At 70.4% G+C, this 20,916-nt stretch carries 17 protein-coding genes, 1 pseudogene and 1 riboswitch; of the genes and pseudogenes, 6 read left to right on the top strand and 12 right to left on the bottom strand.

Going from position 1 to position 20,916, the window contains the following annotated elements:
* Nucleotide 1: 1 nt before the first annotated feature.
* Nucleotides 2-2,321: pseudogene (metE, locus tag OG219_RS35550) on the top strand (5-methyltetrahydropteroyltriglutamate--homocysteine S-methyltransferase).
* A 90-nt stretch (nt 2,322-2,411) separates the two neighbouring features.
* Here the strand turns inward: metE and OG219_RS35545 are convergent.
* Nucleotides 2,412-3,170 carry a CbtA family protein gene (locus tag OG219_RS35545; protein WP_266833557.1) on the bottom strand — a complete coding sequence of 253 codons (759 nt, stop codon included), beginning with the start codon at nt 3,168-3,170 and terminating at the stop codon, nt 2,412-2,414.
* Between the two features lie 19 nt (nt 3,171-3,189).
* Nucleotides 3,190-3,408, bottom strand: coding sequence for a CbtB domain-containing protein (locus OG219_RS35540; protein ID WP_266833555.1), 219 nt, complete (start codon nt 3,406-3,408; stop codon nt 3,190-3,192).
* A gap of 60 nt (nt 3,409-3,468) precedes the next feature.
* Nucleotides 3,469-3,552, bottom strand: a riboswitch (cobalamin riboswitch).
* A gap of 331 nt (nt 3,553-3,883) precedes the next feature.
* Here OG219_RS35540 and OG219_RS35535 point away from each other — a divergent pair.
* A complete protein-coding gene (locus tag OG219_RS35535) occupies nt 3,884-4,606 on the top strand; it encodes an FAD binding domain-containing protein (RefSeq protein WP_266833553.1) in 723 nt (240 codons plus the stop codon).
* Between the two features lie 220 nt (nt 4,607-4,826).
* Nucleotides 4,827-6,056 carry a serine protease gene (locus tag OG219_RS35530; protein WP_266833551.1) on the top strand — a complete coding sequence of 410 codons (1,230 nt, stop codon included), beginning with the start codon at nt 4,827-4,829 and terminating at the stop codon, nt 6,054-6,056.
* A gap of 80 nt (nt 6,057-6,136) precedes the next feature.
* On the opposite strand, the gene hflX is transcribed toward OG219_RS35530, so the two are convergent.
* From hflX to miaA, 6 genes are all read right to left on the bottom strand, one after another.
* Nucleotides 6,137-7,633 (bottom strand): GTPase HflX, encoded by a 1,497-nt coding sequence (gene hflX / locus OG219_RS35525; RefSeq protein WP_266833549.1) that lies wholly within the window; start codon nt 7,631-7,633, stop codon nt 6,137-6,139.
* 240 nt (nt 7,634-7,873) lie between these two features.
* Nucleotides 7,874-9,388, bottom strand: a complete 1,515-nt coding sequence (locus tag OG219_RS35520; protein ID WP_266833547.1) for a M1 family metallopeptidase — start codon at nt 9,386-9,388, stop codon at nt 7,874-7,876.
* Nucleotides 9,389-9,458: 70 nt separating this feature from the next.
* Nucleotides 9,459-11,678 carry a bifunctional (p)ppGpp synthetase/guanosine-3',5'-bis(diphosphate) 3'-pyrophosphohydrolase gene (locus OG219_RS35515; protein WP_266833545.1) on the bottom strand — a complete coding sequence of 740 codons (2,220 nt, stop codon included), beginning with the start codon at nt 11,676-11,678 and terminating at the stop codon, nt 9,459-9,461.
* Nucleotides 11,679-11,846: 168 nt separating this feature from the next.
* Nucleotides 11,847-12,716: a diaminopimelate epimerase gene (dapF, locus tag OG219_RS35510; protein ID WP_266833543.1), complete on the bottom strand. Its 870-nt coding sequence runs from the start codon at nt 12,714-12,716 to the stop codon at nt 11,847-11,849.
* Between the two features lie 121 nt (nt 12,717-12,837).
* Nucleotides 12,838-13,347 (bottom strand): hypothetical protein, encoded by a 510-nt coding sequence (locus tag OG219_RS35505; protein WP_266475054.1) that lies wholly within the window; start codon nt 13,345-13,347, stop codon nt 12,838-12,840.
* A gap of 107 nt (nt 13,348-13,454) precedes the next feature.
* Complete coding sequence (gene miaA, locus OG219_RS35500; protein WP_266833541.1) at nt 13,455-14,393, bottom strand: tRNA (adenosine(37)-N6)-dimethylallyltransferase MiaA; 939 nt, start codon at nt 14,391-14,393, stop codon at nt 13,455-13,457.
* 246 nt (nt 14,394-14,639) lie between these two features.
* On the opposite strand from miaA, the gene OG219_RS35495 reads away from it, so the two are divergent.
* Together OG219_RS35495 and OG219_RS35490 are read left to right on the top strand one after the other, a co-directional pair.
* Nucleotides 14,640-14,831, top strand: coding sequence for a gliding motility protein (locus tag OG219_RS35495; protein WP_323178371.1), 192 nt, complete (start codon nt 14,640-14,642; stop codon nt 14,829-14,831).
* Nucleotides 14,832-14,855: 24 nt separating this feature from the next.
* On the top strand, nt 14,856-15,119 hold the full coding sequence (locus tag OG219_RS35490) for an antitoxin (protein WP_266833538.1): 264 nt from the start codon (nt 14,856-14,858) through the stop codon (nt 15,117-15,119).
* Nucleotides 15,120-15,369: 250 nt separating this feature from the next.
* On the opposite strand, the gene OG219_RS35485 is transcribed toward OG219_RS35490, so the two are convergent.
* The 3 genes from OG219_RS35485 to OG219_RS35475 form a co-directional block, all read right to left on the bottom strand.
* Nucleotides 15,370-16,104 (bottom strand): class III extradiol dioxygenase subunit B-like domain-containing protein, encoded by a 735-nt coding sequence (locus tag OG219_RS35485; protein ID WP_266833536.1) that lies wholly within the window; start codon nt 16,102-16,104, stop codon nt 15,370-15,372.
* 114 nt (nt 16,105-16,218) lie between these two features.
* Nucleotides 16,219-17,745, bottom strand: coding sequence for a tRNA (N6-isopentenyl adenosine(37)-C2)-methylthiotransferase MiaB (miaB, locus tag OG219_RS35480; RefSeq protein ID WP_266833534.1), 1,527 nt, complete (start codon nt 17,743-17,745; stop codon nt 16,219-16,221).
* A 40-nt stretch (nt 17,746-17,785) separates the two neighbouring features.
* Nucleotides 17,786-18,190 (bottom strand): MazG nucleotide pyrophosphohydrolase domain-containing protein, encoded by a 405-nt coding sequence (locus OG219_RS35475; RefSeq protein ID WP_266836344.1) that lies wholly within the window; start codon nt 18,188-18,190, stop codon nt 17,786-17,788.
* Nucleotides 18,191-18,365: 175 nt separating this feature from the next.
* Between OG219_RS35475 and OG219_RS35470 the strand changes: the two genes are divergently transcribed.
* Entirely contained in the window at nt 18,366-19,364 is a 999-nt protein-coding gene (locus tag OG219_RS35470) for a TAXI family TRAP transporter solute-binding subunit (RefSeq protein ID WP_266833532.1), read from the top strand.
* A 133-nt stretch (nt 19,365-19,497) separates the two neighbouring features.
* On the opposite strand, the gene OG219_RS35465 is transcribed toward OG219_RS35470, so the two are convergent.
* Nucleotides 19,498-20,907: a HAMP domain-containing sensor histidine kinase gene (locus tag OG219_RS35465; RefSeq protein ID WP_266833530.1), complete on the bottom strand. Its 1,410-nt coding sequence runs from the start codon at nt 20,905-20,907 to the stop codon at nt 19,498-19,500.
* Between the last annotated feature and the right edge of the window lie 9 nt (nt 20,908-20,916).

Below are 20,916 nucleotides of genomic sequence, written 5' to 3'. Positions count from 1 at the left end.
CGTGACAACGAAGTCCGCAGCCGCGGCAGTACGGGCCACCGTGCACGGCTACCCCCGTCAGGGCCAGGGCCGGGAGCTCAAGAAGGCGATCGAGGGCTACTGGAAGGGCCGCGTCGACGCCGACGCCCTCCGGGCCACCGCCGCCGAACTGCGCCGGGCCAACTGGCGCCAGCTGGCCGGGGCCGGCATCCACGAGGTGCCGACCGGCGACTTCTCGTACTACGACCACGTCCTGGACACCACCGTCATGGTCGGCGCGATCCCCGAACGCCACCGGGCCGCCGTCGAGTCCGACGTGCTGGACGGCTACTTCGCGATGGCGCGCGGCACACAGGATGTGGCGCCCCTGGAGATGACGAAGTGGTTCGACACCAACTACCACTACCTCGTACCGGAGTTGGGCCCGAACACCGTCTTCGCCACCGACTCCACCAAGCAGGTCACCGAGTTCGGCGAAGCTCTCGCACTCGGCCTCACCGCCCGCCCGGTCCTCGTCGGCCCCGTCACCTACCTCCTGCTCGCCAAGCCCGCGCCCGGCGTGGCCCCGGACTTCGACCCGCTGACCCTCCTCGACCGGCTGCTGCCCGTGTACGCCGAGGTCCTCGGGGACCTGCGAGCCGCGGGCGCCGAGTGGGTGCAGCTCGACGAACCGGCCCTCGTCCAGGACCGCACGCCCGCCGAGCTGAACGCCGCCGCGCGCGCCTATCGTGAGCTGGGCGGGCTCACCGACCGTCCGAAGCTGCTGGTCGCCTCGTACTTCGGCCGGCTCGGCGACGCGCTGCCGGTGCTGGCCAAGGCTCCTGTCAACGGTCTCGCCCTGGACTTCACCGACGACGCCGCCGCCAACCTGGACGCCCTGGCCGCGGTGGGCGGACTGCCCGGCAAGCGCCTGGTCGCGGGTGTGGTCAACGGCCGCAACATCTGGGTGAACGACCTGTCGGCCTCCCTCGCCACGCTCGGCACCCTGCTCGGGCTGGCCGGTCAGGTCGACGTGGCCGCCTCCTGCTCGCTGCTCCACGTCCCGCTCGACGCCGCCGTCGAACGCGACATCGAGCCGCAGATCCTGCGCTGGCTCGCCTTCGCCCGCCAGAAGACCGCCGAGATCGTCACCCTCGCCAAGGGCCTCGCCCGTGGGACCGAGACCATCGCGGCCGAACTGGCCGCCAACCGGGCCGACCTGGCCTCCCGCGCCGGCTCGGCGCTGACCCGCGACCCCGCGGTACGGGCCCGCACCGCCGCCGTCACGGACGCCGACGCCCGCCGCTCCCAGCCGTACGCCGAGCGGGCCGCCGCCCAGCGCGCCCACCTCGGTCTGCCGCTGCTGCCGACCACCACCATCGGCTCCTTCCCGCAGACCGCCGAACTGCGCGTCGCGCGGGCCGACCTGCGCGCGGGGCGGATCGACGGCGCCGGGTACGAGGAGCGCATCAGGGCCGAGATCGGCGAGGTGATCTCCTTCCAGGAGAAGACCGGTCTTGACGTCCTGGTGCACGGTGAGCCCGAACGCAACGACATGGTCCAGTACTTCGCCGAACAGCTGACGGGGTACCTCGCCACCCAGCACGGCTGGGTCCAGTCGTACGGCACCCGTTACGTCCGCCCGCCGATCCTGGCCGGCGACATCTCCCGCCCCGAGCCGATGACGGTGCGCTGGACGACGTACGCCCAGTCCCTCACCGACCGCCCGGTCAAGGGCATGCTCACCGGACCGGTCACCATGCTCGCCTGGTCCTTCGTCCGCGACGACCAGCCGCTCGGCGACACCGCCCGCCAGGTCGCCCTCGCCCTGCGCGACGAGGTCGAGGAGCTGGAAGCGGCGGGGACTTCGGTCATCCAGGTCGACGAGCCCGCCCTGCGCGAGACGCTGCCAATGCGGGCCGTGGACCGTCCCGCGTACCTGGCCTGGGCCACCGAGGCGTTCCGGCTCACCGTCGGCGGCGTACGCCCGGACACCCAGATCCACACCCACATGTGCTACGCCGAGTTCGGCGACATCGTCCAGGCCATCGACGACCTCGACGCCGACGTCATCAGCCTGGAGGCCGCCCGCTCCCACATGCAGGTCGCCCGCGAGCTGGCCGGGCACGGCTATCCGCGCGAGGCGGGGCCCGGCGTGTACGACATCCACTCCCCCCCGCGTGCCGAGCACCGACGAGGCGGCCGCCCTGCTGCGCAAGGGACTTGAGGCCATCCCCGCCGAACGGCTGTGGGTCAACCCCGACTGCGGCCTGAAGACCCGCGGCTGGCCCGAGACCCGCGCGTCCCTGGAGAACCTGGTCGCGGCGGCCCGGACGGTCCGCACGGAGCTCGCGGGATCCTGATCCGACCGGCCGGCCGAGAGGGCAAGCCCCGGCTCCCTCTCGGCCGGCCCCTTCTCAAGGTCCCGTACGAGTTCCTCTTCATGCGGTACGTCAATGCGGAACGGGCGCTGCCTTCGCGGGTGCGGCCTCAACAGCTCGCGGAGTCAGCAGCCGCTGCGCCAACTCGCCGAAGATCAGGCCGAATCCGGTCCACAGAGTGAGCTGGATGGCGAGGGCCGAGGTGCGGAACCGCCACAACAGGGTGGCCGGGAAATCCTGCGGGACCTCGTTGACGGCCGGCAGGAACGCGTACGCGAGACCGATCACCAGGACGAAGAAGGCGACCGCGGCGACGGTGGCATACCACGTGCCCCACCTGGGTGCGAGCCGCTTGCCGAGGATCACGGCGGCGACCGCGAGGAGCACGCTGAGCAGCATCATCAGGAAGTAGAGGGTCGTGCGCTTCCCGATGGTGTCGGGGTCGCCGACGGACGGCGGGTTGGCCGGGTACTTCAGGAACGGTACGACGTACACGGCGAGCAGGGCGGCACCCGAGAGCAGCAGTGCCGTGGCGCGCGGGGTGAAGCGGCCGACGCGGCCGAGGGCGAAGCAGTAGGCGAGGGCGGCGATGCCGCCGAAGGCGACGCCGTAGATCAGGACGCCGGTGGCGAGGCCGCCGGTGGACTGGAGGCTGCGGCTGACGATCTCGACCTCGTGCTCGTGCGCCGAGGCGTGGGCTTCTTCGAAGCCGATGGCGTCGTCGACGCTGGGCTCGCCCAGGAAGTAGGCCACGAGAAGGGCGAGCACGCCGGCGCCCAGGCCGGCGAGCATGCCCCGCACGAGGAGGTTCCTGACGGTTGCGGAGTTCATTGGTGCGCGGTGTCCCTCGTCAGTGGCAGGGGAACCCGAGCAGGTGGCGGCCGTCGTGCACCCACTCGTGGACGGCCTCACCGGAGACGACGGAGGTGGCGCCCTGCTCGGCGCCGACGAAGTACAGCAGCACAAGCATCAGGACGCCGAAGAAGACCGCCCAGGGGACGATCGCGCCGATCGGCAGCTTGACGGGAAGGGCAGGGGTGGCTGTCGGCGGTGCGACGGTCTGCGCCATGGCAGGACCTCCTCGGGAGTTCGCGTCCCATATCGGTGGTGCGATGGACGACAGGTGCGGGTCTGACTTGCGAGACACTCCGCCGGTACAGGCGGTCCGTTTCGTTCACAGTGGCGCGACCGTGCCGGATTTCCACCGGCTTCCGCCAAACCGTCGTCGATATCCCACAGACCGTACCGCGTGTCGGGTTCATGGCCAAGACCGCACATCCCGCCGTGATCTTCGTCTCCCGGGACGGCGTCGCAGGCGGCTCCGCCCGGCCTCCCGGCCGAACTCGGCCGTCCGCAAGGCGGGTTGCGCGTCGCGCCGGGAGGCTCGACATTGCGCGCCCGAATGTTAGGGGCGCACAGGTGGAAGGAATGAGCCCTGTACGCGCCCCCGCGTACGTGGGAGAAAATGCGCCATGTCAGCGGTCAACTGTGGCTGAGATCTCGTACCCCACCGCCAACTCGTCCAGGAAAGCAGGTCGGCTGCCGTGCTGTTGCGTCTGCCCACGTCCGTGTCCGAAGCCCAGGAGTGCATGGCCGAGGGAGCGGTGCCGATAGGAGGGGCGACGCTGGTGTGGGCCACCTGGCAACAGGACGGCTTCCCCGAGCAGGCCATGTCGCTGCGCGAGCTTCCGGAGGCCAACGTGATCGGGCGCGGGGCGCTGGGCGCGGCCGTGGTGCTGAACCGGATCGACGGCCGTGTGCCGGAGGTGCTGCACCGGGCGGCCTCCTCGGTGGGGACCGGAGCCGTGCGCCGGACGGCCACGGTCGGCGGCAACCTCGTCGGCAGCACGCTGCGCTGCCTGCTGCCCGCGGCACTCGTACTGGACGCCCGTGCGGTGGTCCTGGAGGCGGACAGCGTCTACGAGACCGACCTGGCCGAGGTCCTGGCCAAGAGCCACCTGCTGCTCAGCCTCCGCTGGCGTGAGCCGATAGCCAGCAGCTATCACAAGCTGGCCGGTGAAGCGGGTGGGCCGCCGCCTCTCGTCGTCGCCGCAGCTCTGCACGCCGCCGACGGTGGAGGGACCCGTCTTCGTGTCGCCGTCCGCGACGGATACGAGGTGCTCACCGAGAGCACCAAGGGCGACACCGGCCCGGAGGAGATACTCGACGCCCTGCGCCGCACGGTCATCGGCTCGCTTCACCCCACGGCTTGGGAAGCGGTCCGCCAACAGGTCACCGACCTTGTGCCCCGCCCCGCCGGTAGTTGAGGTACCCGCGTTCAACGCAGGCCGCTGACGTGGGTCGTTGACGTCGCCGTCGATGGCCGGCCCGGATGATTGCCAGCTCAGGCAGCCTGTTGCGGAACCGTTGCCGTTCCATCGGATGTCCCCCACAGCGACCGCATAGTCTGTGATGCCGTTCGGGTGACACCGAACGGCCGACGCCGATTGGCGCCCGAGGTCTCATACGTCCAGGGGGAGTTACACCATGCGATCCATACGCCCGCCCTTCGCCGCTCGTCGAGGGAGGGGCGCGCGCCGCGGATCCTCCCCCGCGCTGGCCGCCGTCTGTCTCACCGCGGCACTGGCGCTGACCGCCACCGCCTGCGGTTCGAGCGACAACACGGCCGGAAGCGCGGCCACTTCGTCCGCGGCCCAGAACGGCGACGACAAGATCACGATTCCGGACGACATCAAGGACAAGCTCAAAGAGCACGGGATCGATGTCGACAAGTGGAAGGACGGCGCCTGGAAGAACTGGGACAAGGACGACTGGCTGCGTGAGGCCGAGGACTACATCAACCCGATCATCGAGGGCCTGTGGGACCCGGACCGGATGCGGGATGCCGAGGATCCGGACAAGGACAAGGGCGTCGACGAGAACGACCTCTCCGGCGACCAGGGCGTCACCGACCCGACCCCGGCTCCGGTGACCGCGAAGGCCGTGCCGACGGCGTACCACGACAACGCCCCCGAGGCGGGGAAAGTGCTCTTCGACTCCCCCGAGGGCACGATGGTCTGCTCGGCGACGGTGGTCGAGGACCCGGCCAACCCCGGCAAGTCCAACCTGGTGTGGACCGCGGGCCACTGCGTCCACTCCGGCAAGACGGGCGGCTGGTACCGCAACATCGCCTTCGTTCCCTCGTACAACAACGACGGTGCCACAGCCGCCGAGTTGGCCACCGCCACGAAGGCTGAGCTCGCGCCGTACGGCGTCTGGTGGAGCGACTGGGCACAGACCTCGGACCAGTGGATCGAGCAGGGCGGTGCCACGGGCGGCCAGGGAGCCCCGTACGACTTCGCCGTACTGCATGTGACGCCGGAAGAGGGCGGCGACGGCAAGTCCCTTGAGGAGACGATCGGTTCGGCGCTTCCGGTGAACTTCACCGCTCCGGCCGTGCCGAAGGTCGCGAGCATCACGGCGACGGGCTATCCGGCGGCGGCGCCGTTCGACGGCGAGACCATGCACCAGTGCACGGACAAGCCGGGGCGGCTGTCGATCGTGCAATCCGATCCGACGATGTACCGCATCGGGTGCACCATGACGGGCGGTTCGTCCGGCGGCGGCTGGGTGGCCACGGGGGCCGACGGCAAGCCCGCGCTGGTGTCCAACACCTCGATCGGCCCGGTCAGTTCGGGCTGGCTGGCGGGTCCGCACCTCGGCACAGTGGCCAAGGGCGTGTACGACGAGGTGAGCGAGAAGTTCGCCGGACAGTGACACGACGGACGTAGCGGCGTCTGGACACATGACGAAGGCCCGCCCCCTGTGAGAGGGGGCGGGCCTTCGTACGTCCGTCTCTACGAGAGCGCCGGCGCCGGAACGTACGGCGCCAGATCCGCCGCCAGTTCCTCGTGCACCCGCACCTTGAGCAGCGTGCCCTCCGGGGTGTGCTCCTCGGAGATCACCTCGCCCTCGTTGTGCGCGCGGGCGACCAGCTTGCCGTGGGTGTACGGCACGAGCGCCTCGATCTCGACCGAGGGGCGCGGCAGCTCGTTGTCGATGAGCGCGAGCAGCTCGTCCATGTTGAGACCCGTACGGGCCGAGACCGCGATGGAGCGCTTCTCGATCCGCATCAGCCGCTGGAGCACCAGCGGGTCGGCCGCGTCCGCCTTGTTGATCACCACGATCTCGGGCACCTTGGTGGCGCCCACGTCACGGATGACCTCGCGCACGGCGGCCAGCTGCTCCTCCGGCGCCGGGTGCGAACCGTCCACCACGTGCAGGATCAGGTCGGCGTCGCCGACCTCCTCCATGGTGGAGCGGAACGCCTCGACCAGGTGGTGCGGCAGGTGCCGTACAAAACCGACCGTGTCGACCAGCGTGTACAGCCGCCCGCTCGGGGTCTCGGCCCGGCGCACGGTCGGGTCGAGGGTCGCGAACAGCGCGTTCTCGACGAGCACGCCCGCGCCCGTGAGGCGGTTGAGCAGCGAGGACTTGCCGGCGTTGGTGTAACCGGCGATGGCCACCGAGGGCACCTTGTTGCGTCGGCGCTCCTGGCGCTTGATGTCGCGGCCCGTCTTCATGTCCGCGATCTCCCGGCGCATCTTCGCCATCTTCTCGCGGATACGGCGCCGGTCCGTCTCGATCTTGGTCTCACCGGGACCACGGGTGGCGAGGCCGCCGCCCGAGCCGCCGCCCATCTGACGGGACAGCGACTGACCCCAGCCTCGCAGCCTCGGCAGCATGTACTGCATCTGCGCGAGTGCGACCTGCGCCTTGCCCTCTCGGGACTTGGCGTGCTGGGCGAAGATGTCGAGGATCAGGGCCGTACGGTCGATGACCTTGACCTTGACGACGTCTTCGAGGTGGATCAGCTGGCCGGGGCTCAGCTCACCGTCGCAGATCACGGTGTCGGCGCCGGTCTCCAGGACGATGTCCCGCAGCTCATTGGCCTTGCCGGATCCGATGTACGTGGCCGCGTCGGGCTTGTCGCGGCGCTGGGTCACGCCGTCGAGCACCAGCGCACCCGCGGTCTCCGCGAGGGCTGCCAGCTCGGCGAGGGAGTTGTCCGCGTCCTGCACGGTCCCCGAGGTCCAGACGCCGACGAGGACGACCCGCTCCAGGCGGAGCTGTCGGTATTCGACCTCGGTGACGTCCTCGAGCTCGGTGGAGAGGCCCGCGACGCGGCGCAGGGCCGCGCGCTCGGAGCGTTCGAACTGGTCGCCGTCCCGCTCTCCGTCGATCTCGTGGCTCCAGGCGACGTCCTCTTCCATCAGGGCATCGGCCCGAAGACCTTCGGGGTGGTTCTGCGCGAGGCTCTGCGCGTCCTGGGAAGGGGAAGAAGAGGAGGTCATTGGATCCTTACGTCTATGGGGACACCGATACGACGACGGACACCGTCCGTCACAGGGAAGAACGTCCCAGGCCACCAGGAGATTCCCGGATTCCGCCGGGTCAACCCCGCGGGGACCGTGTCACCGGCCCCGATGGGGCCGTGCCACTGACCCGGACGGGCCCCTGGAAGGACCCATCGGAGTGGCCGTGCCGCCGACCTGAAAGATGGTCGCACGGCACGTCCCGTCTCGTCACGCGAGTTATCGGGCGCTCTGCGAGGCCTGAGGTGCGTCGCTCTTCCAGTCCGGGTGCCCCGGCATCGGCGGGGTCTTCTCGGCGTACAGCCACGCCTTGAAGAACCCGCTCAGGTCACGGCCCGCGATGCGGGAAGCCAGGTCCTCGAAGTCCGCCGTCGACGCGACCCCGTCGTGGTGGACGCTCACCCAGAGCCGTTCCAGCTGCTCGAAGGCCGGACGGCCGATCTCTTCGCGCAGCGCGTACAGCACCAGCGCGGCCCCGTCGTAGACGTTCGGCCGGAAGATGCTGATCTTCTGCCCCGGCTGGGGCCCCTTCGGTGCCGCGGGCGGTCCCCCGGCGGCCCGCCAGGAGTCGGACGCCCCGTAGGCGGCCTTCATGCGCGTCGCCATGGGCCTGTCGGCCTTCTCCTCGGCGTACAGCGCCTCGTACCAGGTGGCGTGCCCCTCGTTGAGCCACAGGTCGGACCAGGTGCGGGGGCTGACACTGTCGCCGAACCACTGGTGCGACAGCTCGTGCACCATGATCGACTCGACGTACCACTTCGGGTACGCGGGCTCGGTGAAGAGCTCCTTCTCGAAGAGGGAGAGTGTCTGTGTCTCCAGTTCGAAGCCGGTCCGCGCGTCGGCCATCAGCAGCCCGTACGTCTCGAAGGGGTACCTGCCGATCTTCCCCTCCATCCAGGCGATCTGGTCGGGGGTCTTCTTGAGCCACGGTTCCAGCAGTTCGCGGTCCTTGGTGGGCACGACGTCGCGCACCGGCAGCTCGTGCGGCCCGGTGCGGTGCAGCACGGTGGAACGGCCGATGGACACCTGGGCCAGCTCGGTCGCCATGGGGTGCTCGGTGCGGTACGTCCAGGTGGACGACTTCCCCGCACGGTCCGTTCCGGCGGGCAGACCGTTCGCCACGGCCGTGTACCCGTCGGGCGCGGTGACGTGGATGGTGAACATCGCCTTGTCGGAGGGGTGGTCGTTGCACGGGAAGACCAGGTGCGCGGCGTCGGCCTGGTTGGCCATCGCGAGCCCGTCCTTGGTCTGCACCCAGCCGCCGTCCTGGTTCGCGGCGGGCACCGGGTCGCTGGTGTGGCGCACGGTGATCCGCATCCAGCCGCCCTCGGGCACCGGCTCCGCGGGCGTCACCACCAGGTCTTCCCCGGCGCTCTTGAAGGACGCGGGCGCCCCGTTGACGTCGACCGACCCCACGGTTCCGTGCGCGAAGTCAAGATTGACCTGACCGAGCCGGGCGGACGTCAGAGCGTCGATCGTGGTGACGGCCGCGAGCGGCTTGCTGTTCGTGCCGGGGTAGGTGAAGGCGAGGTCGTACGACGTGACGTCGTACCCGGGGTTGCCCAGGTGCGGGAAGAGCCGGTCGCCGACGCCGAGCGGCGTGGCCGGCGAGGGCGCGCTCGCGGCGATGAGGCAGCCGGAGACGGCCGAGGCGAGCAGGGCCGCCTTGACACGGCGGGTCCTGGGGAGGGCTGTCCTGGGGACGGGAAACCTGGGGCGGGGGGTGAGCGGCATGGACCACGGCTACCAGCGCGCACCCGCCGTACGGTGACGACGCGCGCCGGGTCCACCCGAAAGGGTCCTCCTACTGCGCGGCCGCCGCCTGGTGCCGCGCCCTGCTCACGTCGTACACCCCCGGCACGTTCCGCATCGCCCGCATCAGCCCGGGAAGGTGTGCCGCGTCCGGGAGTTGGAGCGTGTACGTGTGCCGCACGCGCTGCTGGCTGGGCGGTTCGACGGTCGCCGAGACGATGGCGACACCCTCCAGGGCGATCGCTTCGGTGAGATCGGCGAGCAGATGCGGACGCCCGAACGACTCGGCCACCAGCGTGACCCGGCACTCGGTGGTGTCACCCCAGCTCACACCGACCTCCGCGCGCCCCACGCCCTTCATGCTCTCGACCGCCGCGCATTCGACCCGGTGGACGGTGACCACTCCCCCGCGCACGGAGAAAGCGGTCACTTCGTCGGGCGGCACCGGCGTACAGCAGCCCGCGAGCCGTACGGACGCGCCGGACTGGTCGACGACGGCGTTCGCGGCGCCGGGGCGGGCGGCAGGCCCTTCGGCGGTCGGCCGGGGAGCCGCGGCGGGAGCCTCGGGCTCCTCGGAGTCACTGGGCGAAGGGTGCGCGGCCAGCCAGCGCTGGATGGCGATCCGCGCGGCGGGCGTGTGCGCGTGCTCCAGCCACTCCCTGGAGGGCTCGGAGGCCGGATCCTGCCCCATGAGCAGTTGAACGGTGTCTCCGTCCCGTAGGACCGTACTCAGCGTCGCCAGGCGGCCGTTGACGCGCGCACCCATGCAGGCGTGCGCGTCGTCGCCGTACTGCGCGTACGCGGCGTCCACGCAACTGGCGCCCTCGGGAAGGCCCAACGAGCCGCCGTCGGCGCGGAACACGGTGATCTCGCGGTCCTGGGCGAGGTCTTCGCGCAACGTGGACCAGAAGGTGTCGGGGTCCGCGGCGCCCTCCTGCCAGTCGAGGAGCCGGGAGAGCCAGCCGGGGCGCGTCGGGTCGGCACGCTCGCCGTCCACAGAACGCTCCGCCTGCTCCCGCGAGGACTGCTCCTCCGAGGGAGGAGCGTACGGATTGCCGAGCGCGATGACGCCGGCCTCGGCGACCTTGTGCATCTGGTGGGTGCGGATGAGGACTTCGGCGATCTCGCCGTCCCCGCGCGCGACGGCCGTGTGCAGCGACTGGTAGAGGTTGAACTTGGGTACGGCGATGAAGTCCTTGAACTCCGAGACCACCGGCGTGAGACAGGTGTGCAGTTCGCCGAGGACTCCGTAGCAGTCGGCGTCCTCGTTCACCAGGACCAGGAGCCGTCCGAAGTCGGCGCCGCGCATGGGGCCGCGTTTGCGCGACACGCGGTGCACGGAGACGAAGTGCCGTGGCCGGATGAGGACTTCGGCCTGCAGGCCCGCCTCGCGCAGCACCGCGCGCACGTCTTCGGCGATCTCCGCGAGCGGATCTCCGACGCGCGCGGTGTTCTCGACGATCAACTCCCTGGTGTGCTGGTACTCCTCGGGGTGCAGGATCGCGAAGACGAGGTCCTCCAGCTCGGTCTTCAGCGCCTGGACGCCGAGCCGTTCGGCCAGCGGAATCAGAACGTCCCTGGTCACCTTGGCGATTCGCGCCTGCTTCTCGGGGCGCATGACACCGAGGGTCCGCATGTTGTGCAGCCGGTCGGCGAGTTTGATCGACATCACCCGGACGTCGTTGCCGGTGGCGACGAGCATCTTGCGGAACGTCTCGGGCTCCGCCGCGGCCCCGTAGTCGACCTTCTCCAGCTTGGTGACACCGTCGACCAGGTAGCAGACCTCGTCGCCGAACTCCTCGCGCACCTGATCGAGGGTCACTTCCGTGTCCTCGACGGTGTCGTGGAGCAGGGAGGCGGTCAACGTCGTGGTCTCCGCGCCGAGTTCGGCGAGGATCAGGGTCACGGCGAGCGGGTGCGTGATGTACGGCTCGCCGCTCTTGCGCATCTGGCCGCGGTGCGAGGACTCGGCGAGCACGTACGCCCGCCGCAGCGGCTCCAGGTCGGCGCTGGGGTGGTGGGCGCGGTGCGCCTCGGCCACGTGGCCGATCGCGTCGGGCAGCCGGTCGCGGGCGGCGGGGCCGAGCAGCGCTGCCCGGCCCAGGCGCCGCAGATCGATCCGCGGAAGGCCCTTCCTGCGGTGCACCGGCGATCCCCCCTGCTCATGGGGGTCGTCCCGCTCGAGCGAAGTCGAGAGCGGGGAAGAAACCGAGAGCTTGGGGGAAGGCATTACAGGGCCTGGCGTCGCGGGATTCGTCGCCTCCGCACTCATGGGCACCTCCGGCTGCGTAGACCGGCGGACGGGTGCCCCATGGCGTACACGGCTCAGGGGATGGTGTCGATCCCCCGTCCGGGCCGGTGCTTGATGCTACCGAGCCCACCACGTGCGGCTGACCGCCTCTCGCCGAGCGTGAAACGGATCACCCATTCGAGCGAAGGTTCAGGGGTTTACGGTTTCGAACCATTCGGCGAGAAGCTCACCTTCGGCCACGATCACCGCGGGGCCCGTCATCTCGATCTCGCCGTCCGGACGCTCGGTGATCACCAGGCGTCCGCCGGGCACATCGACGGTGTACGTCGCAGGAGCGCGGGTCACGGCAGGGTCCGCGCCGTCCCGGCGGGCCGCGGCGACGGCCACGGCACACGCGCCCGTGCCGCACGAGCGGGTCTCGCCTGCGCCGCGCTCGTGGACACGCACGGCGACGTGCTGCGGGCCCCGGTCGACCACGAACTCGACGTTGACCCCGTCCGGGTACGCCGACTCCGGGCTGAACGGCGGCGGCGCGTACAGATCGCCGGCGTGCGCGAGGTCGTCCACGAAGGCGACCGCGTGCGGGTTGCCCATGTTCACGTTGCGCGCGGGCCAGCTCCGCCCGCCGACGCTCACGGTGACGTCCCCTTCGGGGAGGAGCGCCTTGCCCATGCCGACGGTCACGTCTCCGTCCTTGGCGAGGTGCACCGCCTTCACGCCCCCGCGCGTTGCGATCGCGAAGTCGCCTTCGGCCACATGTCCCGCTCGCTGCAGATAGCGCGCGAACACACGCACTCCGTTGCCGCACATCTCGGCGATCGAACCGTCGCCGTTGCGGTAGTCCATGAACCACTCCGCCTCGGCCGCCATCGCCTCGGCCTCGGGGTGCGCAGCCGACCGTACGACATGCAGCAGACCGTCTCCGCCGATGCCCGCGCGGCGGTCGCACAGGGCGGCGACGGCGGTCGCGGGCAGGTCGATGGCGTTCTCCGGGTCCGGGATGATCACAAAGTCGTTCTCGGTCCCGTGCCCCTTGAGGAAGGCGATCCGCGTGCTCATTCCTCGATCGTACGTGTTCGGTCCGACACTCCGGCGCGCACGGGGCCTCGGCTCAGCCAAGGCGACACACCACAGAGGTGAGGCCGGGCCGCGCACGCCCCGGGTACGTCAGCTCAGTACGTCAGCGCAGCCGGGCCACGCGCCACACGGCGAGCACTGCCACCGCCGCGACGACCACGACGTACGCGATCACCACGCGCCAGTCCGGGCGGCGGCCCGAACCGCGCTGCGGGAATCCGGGCCAGGTGTAGCCGACCCGGCGGGCGGCCATCATGCCCCAGCCCGCCGCACACGAGCAGATCAGCAGTCCGAGCATGGCGACCACGGCACCGCCGTCGCCGAACTCGAAGGCCAGCGGGAAGGCGAACATCAGGGAGCCGATCGCGGCCAGGGCCACGATGGGCGCGAGCTGCCAGATGCGCAGCCGGCGCTGGGGACGCAGCTCGACCTCGACCTCGGGCTCCGGGGACATCTCGCCGGGTCCGGGCCCGTCGGCGATCACACCGTCCGGGGTGTCCTCGGGTCCGTCGGAACTCAGAGGTTCTCCATCCGGATCGATCTCCAGACGATCTCCGTCCGGATCGATACCGTGCTCAGTGTCTCGTGCAGTGTCACGAGGGCCGGCCTCCATCGCCACGCGCCCTCCCAACTCGGCATTCACTGGTCGATCGAAGCTCGATGATGGCACGGCGCCGGAGGCCGGGATGACGGCCGGAGCGTCCCGATGCCATGACGTGATCAGGCTGTGACCGGTCGTTCGACCAACGCCAGCGCGAGCTGCGGGAGTTCTGTGAGATCCGCCGCAGCCCCACTGAGCCAATGCACCCGCGGGTCGCGTCGGAACCATGAATCCTGACGGCGCGCGAAGCGCTTGGTCGCGCGTACGGTCTCGGCGCGCGCCTCTTGTTCATCACACTCCCCCGCAAGCGCCGCGAGCACCTGCTGGTACCCGAGTGCGCGCGCCGCCGTGCGCCCCTCGCGCAAGCCCTGCGTCTCCAGCGCGCGCACCTCGTCGACGAGCCCCGCCTCCCACATGCGGTCCACCCGGCGCGCGATGCGCTCGTCCAGCTCGGGGCGCGCGACGTCGACGCCGATCTGCAGGGTGTCGTACACCGAGTCGTGGCCCGGCAGGTTGGCGGTGAAGGGCTTGCCGGTGATCTCGATGACTTCGAGGGCGCGGACGATACGACGGCCGTTGCTTGGCAGGATCGCGTGGGCGGCCTCGGGGTCGGCCATGGCCAGTCGCGCGTGCAGCGCCCCGGAGCCGCGCAGCGTGAGCTCCTCCTCAAGGCGGGCCCGCACCTCGGGGTCGGTGCCGGGGAACTCGAGATTGTCGACGGCCCCGCGGACGTACAGCCCGGAGCCGCCCACCAGGATCGGCCAGCTGCCCTCGGCGAGCAGCGCGTCGATCCGGGCACGGGCGAGCCGCTGGTACTCGGCGACGCTGGCCGTGACGGTCACGTCCCAGATGTCCAGGAGGTGGTGCGGGATCCCACCGCGTTCCTCGGGCGTCAGCTTGGCGGTGCCGATGTCCATCCCTCGGTACAACTGCATGGAGTCGGCGTTGACGACCTCGCCTCCGAGACGCTGGGCGAGGAAAACGCCCAGATCGGACTTTCCTGCCGCGGTCGGTCCGACGACGGCGATGACCCGGGGGGCGGGGGGTGTGCTTCTCACCGTCCCAGTCTCGCAAACCTCAAGGCCTCTCCTCGAACGAGTTAAGTGACGGCGCGAGTCCGGGGTCGTTGCCTGTTGCGAGGTTCCAGCCGCCGGTTTTCGAGGACCGGTGACCCGGGCGACGCAATGGGACGCACCGGGCAACGCGGGATTTCGCCCTCACGAGTAACGTATGGAGTGGATATGGGCGTTTTTGCACGGCTTCTCCGGAGGTCGAAGGCTACGGAGGAGGCGTCAACCGCTGAGGTGCAGGCCGACACACTGACGGCCGAGACCGAGGCGGAGGTGGCGGAAGAGGCGAAGGGTTCGTCCGAGACCGAGGACGAGGCGACGGCGGAGACCGCCGGGGCCGCCACCACGGAGGACGTCGAGATCCCCAAGCAGCAGACCGCCGAGAAGGCTGCCGACAACGAGGCCGGCGAGGGCGCCCGCAAGTAACTGCCCCGCGAGGGAAGGCGGACCATGGGTCTCCTGGACAATCTCAAAGCCAAGCTGGCGCCTGCCAAGGACAAGGTCTCGGACCTCGCGCAGCAGCACGGCGACAAGGTCAGTCATGGTCTCGACAAGGCCGCGAAGGTCGTCGACGAAAAGACCAAGCACAAGTACAGCGACAAGATCCAGACGGGCACGGGCAAGGCGAAGGGTGCCATGGACCGCCTCGCGCACAAGGACAGTGGCGGCGCCACACCTCCACCGGACGCGCCGCCCCCGCCCGCGGCTTCCTGAACACAGCACACATCGCCGGACGGCCGAGGAGCACTCAGCGCTCCCGGCCGTCCGCCGCCTTCAGAGACCTCCAGGCAAGGCCCGCCATGACACGGGGGCCCACGCCACCGGGACCGACCACGACGGAGAGGTCGGCAACGCCGCCAGGCTAGAACCGGTACCAGCCACCCGGACGGCCCTCAAGCACCACCGCTCTCAGGGGCACCCTTGAATCACCGCCCCAAGCCGCCGAAACCGTCCCAGGAGGCCCTCAAGACCAGGCCGCCACCAGATACCCCACCCCGTAAGGCGCGTCCTCGTACAGCAGTGCGCCGCCGAGCCCCGCTCCGTCCGCCGCGCCCGCGAGGACCTGCCAGGGGGCGCGCCCGGAGACCTTCAGCTCCTGCGCCAGTTCCGCGTCGAGTGCCTTGAGGGTCGGCACGTCCGCCGCCTCCAGCGCACGCGCGACCCCCGCGTCGAAGCCCGCCGCGCGCTCGTCGAGATAGCCGGGCGCCTTGAGCGTCCGGCACGCGCTGGCGTCGCCCATCACCAGCAGTGCCACCCGCCCGGCCTGCGCGCCGATGTTCTCCCCGACTTGGATACACCGCTCGGCCTCGAGAGGTTCCCCCACACCGAGACCCTCGACCGGGGCATCGGACCACCCCGTGCGCCCGAGAAGCCACGCCGCGACGGCGAGCGAGGTCGGAAGCTCACGCTCCGAAGCGCCCGGGTCCGACGCACCACTTCCCAGGCGTACGTTTCCCAGGCGTACGTCGAGATCCACGCCGAACCCGCGGAAGGAGCCCCCGGCCCCCTCAGGGTGCGGTCCGCGCCCGTTGTGGTCGGCGGGGCCCACGACGACCAGCAGATCGGGGCGGGAGGCGGCGAGCACGCCCAGCGCGTCCGTGCAGGCGGCGCGCGCGGCATCCAGCTCGGGCGCCGCTCCGGCGGCGACGTCCGGGACGAGCAGCGGCGGACAGGGGCAGACTGCGGCGGCTACAAGCATGATCGGCAGCGTAGCCCCGCTCGGCGGCGGAACGTCACTCCTCGATCAGCACGTCGGCACGCCGGCCCCATCAGTACGTCGGCACGCTGGACCGCTTCCCGGCGCGCGGCGGAGTCAGTCGCAGCCGCACCCGCTGCTCGCCGCGACCGGCAGCGGCTCGGGCGCGCCGATCTTCGGCAGGCCGAGCATGACGCCCGCCGGCTTCGCGGCCGCGGCGGCGTTGCGCTTCTCCCACGCGTCCCCCGCCCGCGTGCGGCGCACGTTCAGGACGGCGCCCTCCGCGAGGAGGTGGTGCGGGGCGGCGTACGTGATCTCGACGGTGACGACGTCGCCGGAGCGCACGTCCTCGTCGGGCTTGGTGAAGTGGACCAGGCGGTTGTCGGGGGCGCGGCCGGAGAGGCGGTGTGTGGCGCCGTCCTTGCGGCCCTCGCCCTCGGCGACCATCAGCTCCAGGGTGCGGCCGACCTGCTTCTTGTTCTCGTCCCAGGAGATCTCCTCCTGGAGGGCGACGAGACGCTCGTAACGCGCCTGGACGACCTCCTTGGGGATCTGCCCCTCCATGGTGGCCGCCGGCGTTCCGGGGCGCTTGGAGTACTGGAACGTGAACGCCTGTGCGAAGCGGGCCTCGCGGACCGCGTGCAGGGTCTGCTCGAAGTCCTCCTCGGTCTCGCCGGGGAAGCCCACGATGATGTCGGTGGTGATCGCCGCGTGCGGGATGCCGGCCCGCACCTTTTCGATGATCCCCAAGTAGCGCTCCTGGCGGTACGAGCGGCGCATCGCCTTCAGGACCGTGTCCGAGCCGGACTGCATCGGCATGTGCAGCTGCGGCATGACGTTCGGCGTCTCGGCCATCGCGGCGATCACGTCGTCCGTGAAGTCACGCGGGTGCGGCGAGGTGAAGCGCACCCGCTCCAGGCCCTCGATCTTCCCGCAGGCCCGCAGGAGCTTGCTGAACGCCTCACGGTCGCCGATGTCACTGCCGTAAGCGTTTACGTTCTGCCCGAGCAGCGTGATCTCGGAGACGCCCTCGCCGACCAGTGCCTCGATCTCGGCCAGGATGTCGCCGGTCCTGCGGTCCTTCTCCTTGCCGCGCAGCGCCGGGACGATGCAGAAGGTGCAGGTGTTGTTGCAGCCGACGGAGATGGAGACCCAGGCGGCGTACGCACTCTCGCGGCGGGTCGGCAGCGTCGAGGGGAACGCCTCCAGCGACTCGGCGATCTCGACCTGCGCCTCTTCCTGTACGCGGGCGCGCTCCAGGAGGACCGGCAGCTTGCCGATGTTGTGCGTCCCGAAGACGACGTCCACCCAGGGAGCACGCTTCACGATGGTGTCGCGGTCCTTCTGGGCGAGACAGCCGCCGACGGCGATCTGCATGCCGGGGCGTTTCGTCTTCATCGGGGCGAGCCGGCCGAGGTTGCCGTACAGCCGGTTGTCGGCGTTCTCCCGTACCGCACAGGTGTTGAAGACGACGACATCCGCGTCGCCGTCCGCGTCCTTGGGCGCGCGTACGTAACCGGCATCCTCCAAGAGGCCCGAGAGGCGTTCGGAGTCATGGACGTTCATCTGGCACCCGTAAGTGCGCACTTCGTATGTCTTGGATTCCTGAACGTCCACTGCCTGGCTCCGGTCGCTGCTGCTCATGTGACAAGGGTAGGCGGTACCCGGAGTACCTCTTGTCCCCCTAGGCGTCGGTAGGCGTCCACCCCTGGCTCCGCAGGATCTCGGACACGTCCGGCGCCCTGTAGTGGTCCCCCTTGAGGACCTTGCCGTCGGCCCGGCGGGCGACGCTGCCGTCGGGGCCCAGCTTCGTCATGTTGGACCGGTGGATCTCGGCGATCACCGCGTCGAGGTCGATCCCGTGGACGAGCGCCGTGCCGTACGCCACGTACACGACGTCGGCGAGCTCGTGCGCCAGCCGGTCCAGGGGGCCCGTGACCGAGACCTCGGCGACCTCGGCGGCCTCCTCGGCGAGAAGTTCACCGCGGTGGGCGGCGAGCTCCGGGGAGACCTCCGTCGGGACGGTGCGGGCGGCGAGGCCGAAAGCGACGTGGAATTCACGGACCAGGGAAGCGGGAGAGGGCTGCATCGAGGGCTCCATGGGGGACTGCATCAGGTGACCCTATCGAGGGGAATCCGGAGAACCTGCCGACGGAATACCGGCTCGCCTGCTGACGGGGTCCCGTCAACAGGGGCGTCCCGATCCGCACCCCCGCGAGCCCCGCCCTGGTCAGAACCGCGCCCGGACTGGCAGGATCGCGCGCATGTTCCAGGCACTTCCCCACATCGGCAGGCGCCGCGCGCTGCTTGGTTCGGCTGCCGGTTTCGTGGTCTTCGGGCTGCTGCTGTGGTGGCTGCTGCCGCTGGGCGAGGAGTCTCCTGGCGGGAAGATCACGTTCAGCACGGGTACGCCGACCGGCGTCTACCAGAAGTACGGCGAGCTCCTTCAGGGCGCCCTCGCCAAGGACATGCCGCGCCTGGACGTACAGCTCCTGAACAGCGACGGCTCGCAGGAGAACGTCCTCCGGGTGGCCACGGGACAGGCCGACTTCACCGTCGCGGCGGCCGACGCGGTGGAGACGTACATGCTGCAGGACAAGCCGGGAGCGGACCAGCTGCGCAGCTGCGCCCGGCTCTACGACGACTATGTGCACCTGGTGGTCCCGCGCACGTCGTCCGTACGGTCCGTGGCGGACCTGCGGGGCAAGAAGGTCGCCGTGGGACCGACCGGCTCCGGGGTCCGGCTGATCGCGAACCATGTGCTCGAAGCGGCAGGGCTCGACCCGACGAAGGACATAGAGCCGTTGGCCGACGGCATCAGCACCATGCCGGACCTGCTCAAAGAGAAAAAGATCGACGCCTTCTTCTGGTCGGGCGGCCTGCCGACGAGTGCCGTGCTGGAGCTCTCCAAGACCTCCGACATCAGGCTGGTCCCGATAGGGAGCGACTTGATCAAGAAGCTGCACGAACAGGGCGGCGCCTCCCGCTACTACCGGGCCGCGGTCATGCCCGCCGATGCCTACCCGAAGGCGCAGCTGGGCTCATCGGTGCAGACGGTGGCGGTGGCGAACCTGCTGGTCACGCGCGAGGACGCGAACGCGAAGCTCACCGAGGAGCTCACCCGCACGGTGATCGACAGCCGCGACCGCATCGGCCTCAAGGTGCACGCGGCGCAGCTGGTGGACCTACGTACGGCCATCTACACCGACCCGCTCCCGCTGCACGAGGGCGCGCGACGCTACTACCTGTCGGTCAAGCCCTAGCCAATCCCTGGCCACCCCGTCCGGCTCCGCCGCCATCCCGTCCGGCTCCGCCCAAACCGCAGCGGCTCCATCCAGAACCGCAATCGCCCCCTCCGAGGCCGCCACAGCCCCCTCCAACGCCGCCACAGCCCCCTCAGGAGCTGGACCGCGACCTCGGCACCCGCACCGTCACCCGCAGGCCGTGCGGCTCGTGATGGTCGTACGCGATGGAGCCGCCGGCCGCCGCGAGCAGTGCGCGGGAGATGGACAGGCCCAGTCCGGAGCCCTTGATGTTCTGGTGTCCGGCGCTGCGCCAGAAGCGGTCGCCGATGCGGGTCAGGTCCTCGTCGCTGAGGCCAGGGCCGCCGTCGGTGACCACGACGGTCGAGGACTCGCCGTTCGAGGCGACCTCCACCTCGACGCTCTCCCCCTCGGGCGTGAACTTCAGCGCGTTGTCGATCACAGCGTCCAGGGCACTGGACAGCGTGACCGGATCGGTCCAGGCGGTCGTGGCCGGGCAGGTGCCGACGAGCCGCACGCCCTTGCTCTCGGCGACCGGTCCCCACGCGGCCACCCGCTCGGACGCGAGCTCGCCGATGTCGGTGAGCCGCAGGTCCGCCTCGGCATGCTCGGCGAGCGCCAGGTCGAGGAGGTCGTCGAGGACCTGGGCGAGGCGCTTGCCCTCGGTTTGGACCGAGGCGATCTCCTCATTGCCCTCGGGGAGTTCGAGGGCAAGGAGTTCGATACGCAGCAGCAGCGCCGAGAGCGGGTTGCGCAGCTGGTGCGAGGCGTCGGCGACGAAGGCGCGCTGCTGCTCCAGGACGTCCTCGACGTTGTCCGCCATCTCGTTGAACGACCGGGCCAGGCGCCGGAGTTCCGGCGGCCCGCCGGCGGCCGCGACGCGGGACTTCAGGCGTCCGGTCGCGATGTCGTGGGTGGTGGCGTCGAGGACTCGTACGGGCCTGAGCACCCAGCCGGTGAGACGCAGCGCTGCACCGAGGGCGAGGAGCATCGCGGCGATCTCGCCCGCGCCGATGATCAGCCAGCCGTGCAGGGTCTTCGAACGCATGTGCCCGGTGGGCGAGTCGGTGACGACGACGGCGACGACATCACCGTCCTTGACGACCGGGGACGCGACGATGAGCCGGTGCCGTTGCCAGGGCCAGACCTGCTCGGGGTCGTGGCTGCGGCGGCTCCCCAGCGCCTCCTCGAAGGCTTCGCGTCCCTCGCCCGTCTTGGGCAGCAACCAGGTGTCGGGGGCGTTGGCCATGGGATCGTCATCGCGGTAGAAGACGCCGGCCCGGATGCCGTACAGGCTGTAGTAGCGGGCGAGTTCCTTGCTCAGGGTCTCGCGGCGTTCGTCCGTGGTGCCGCCCGTCCCGGTACCGGTCGACGGGTCGGCGACGTACTGCGCGAGTGACGCGAAGCGCGCCGTGTCGTCGATGCGGTCGACGACCACCTTCTGCTGCTGCGCGGCCGCGAGGCTCACGGCGAGCGGGATGCCGAGCGCGAGCAGCACGGCGGCCATCAGGACGATGAGCAGCGGGAAAAGACGTGTGCGCACCCGTCCCCG

Origin of the sequence: Streptomyces sp. NBC_00038, from assembly GCF_026343635.1 — a bacterium.
GTDB lineage: Bacteria > Actinomycetota > Actinomycetes > Streptomycetales > Streptomycetaceae > Streptomyces.
The sequence above is the reverse complement of the archived record's forward strand: the minus strand, read 5'-3'. Positions and strand labels throughout refer to the sequence as shown.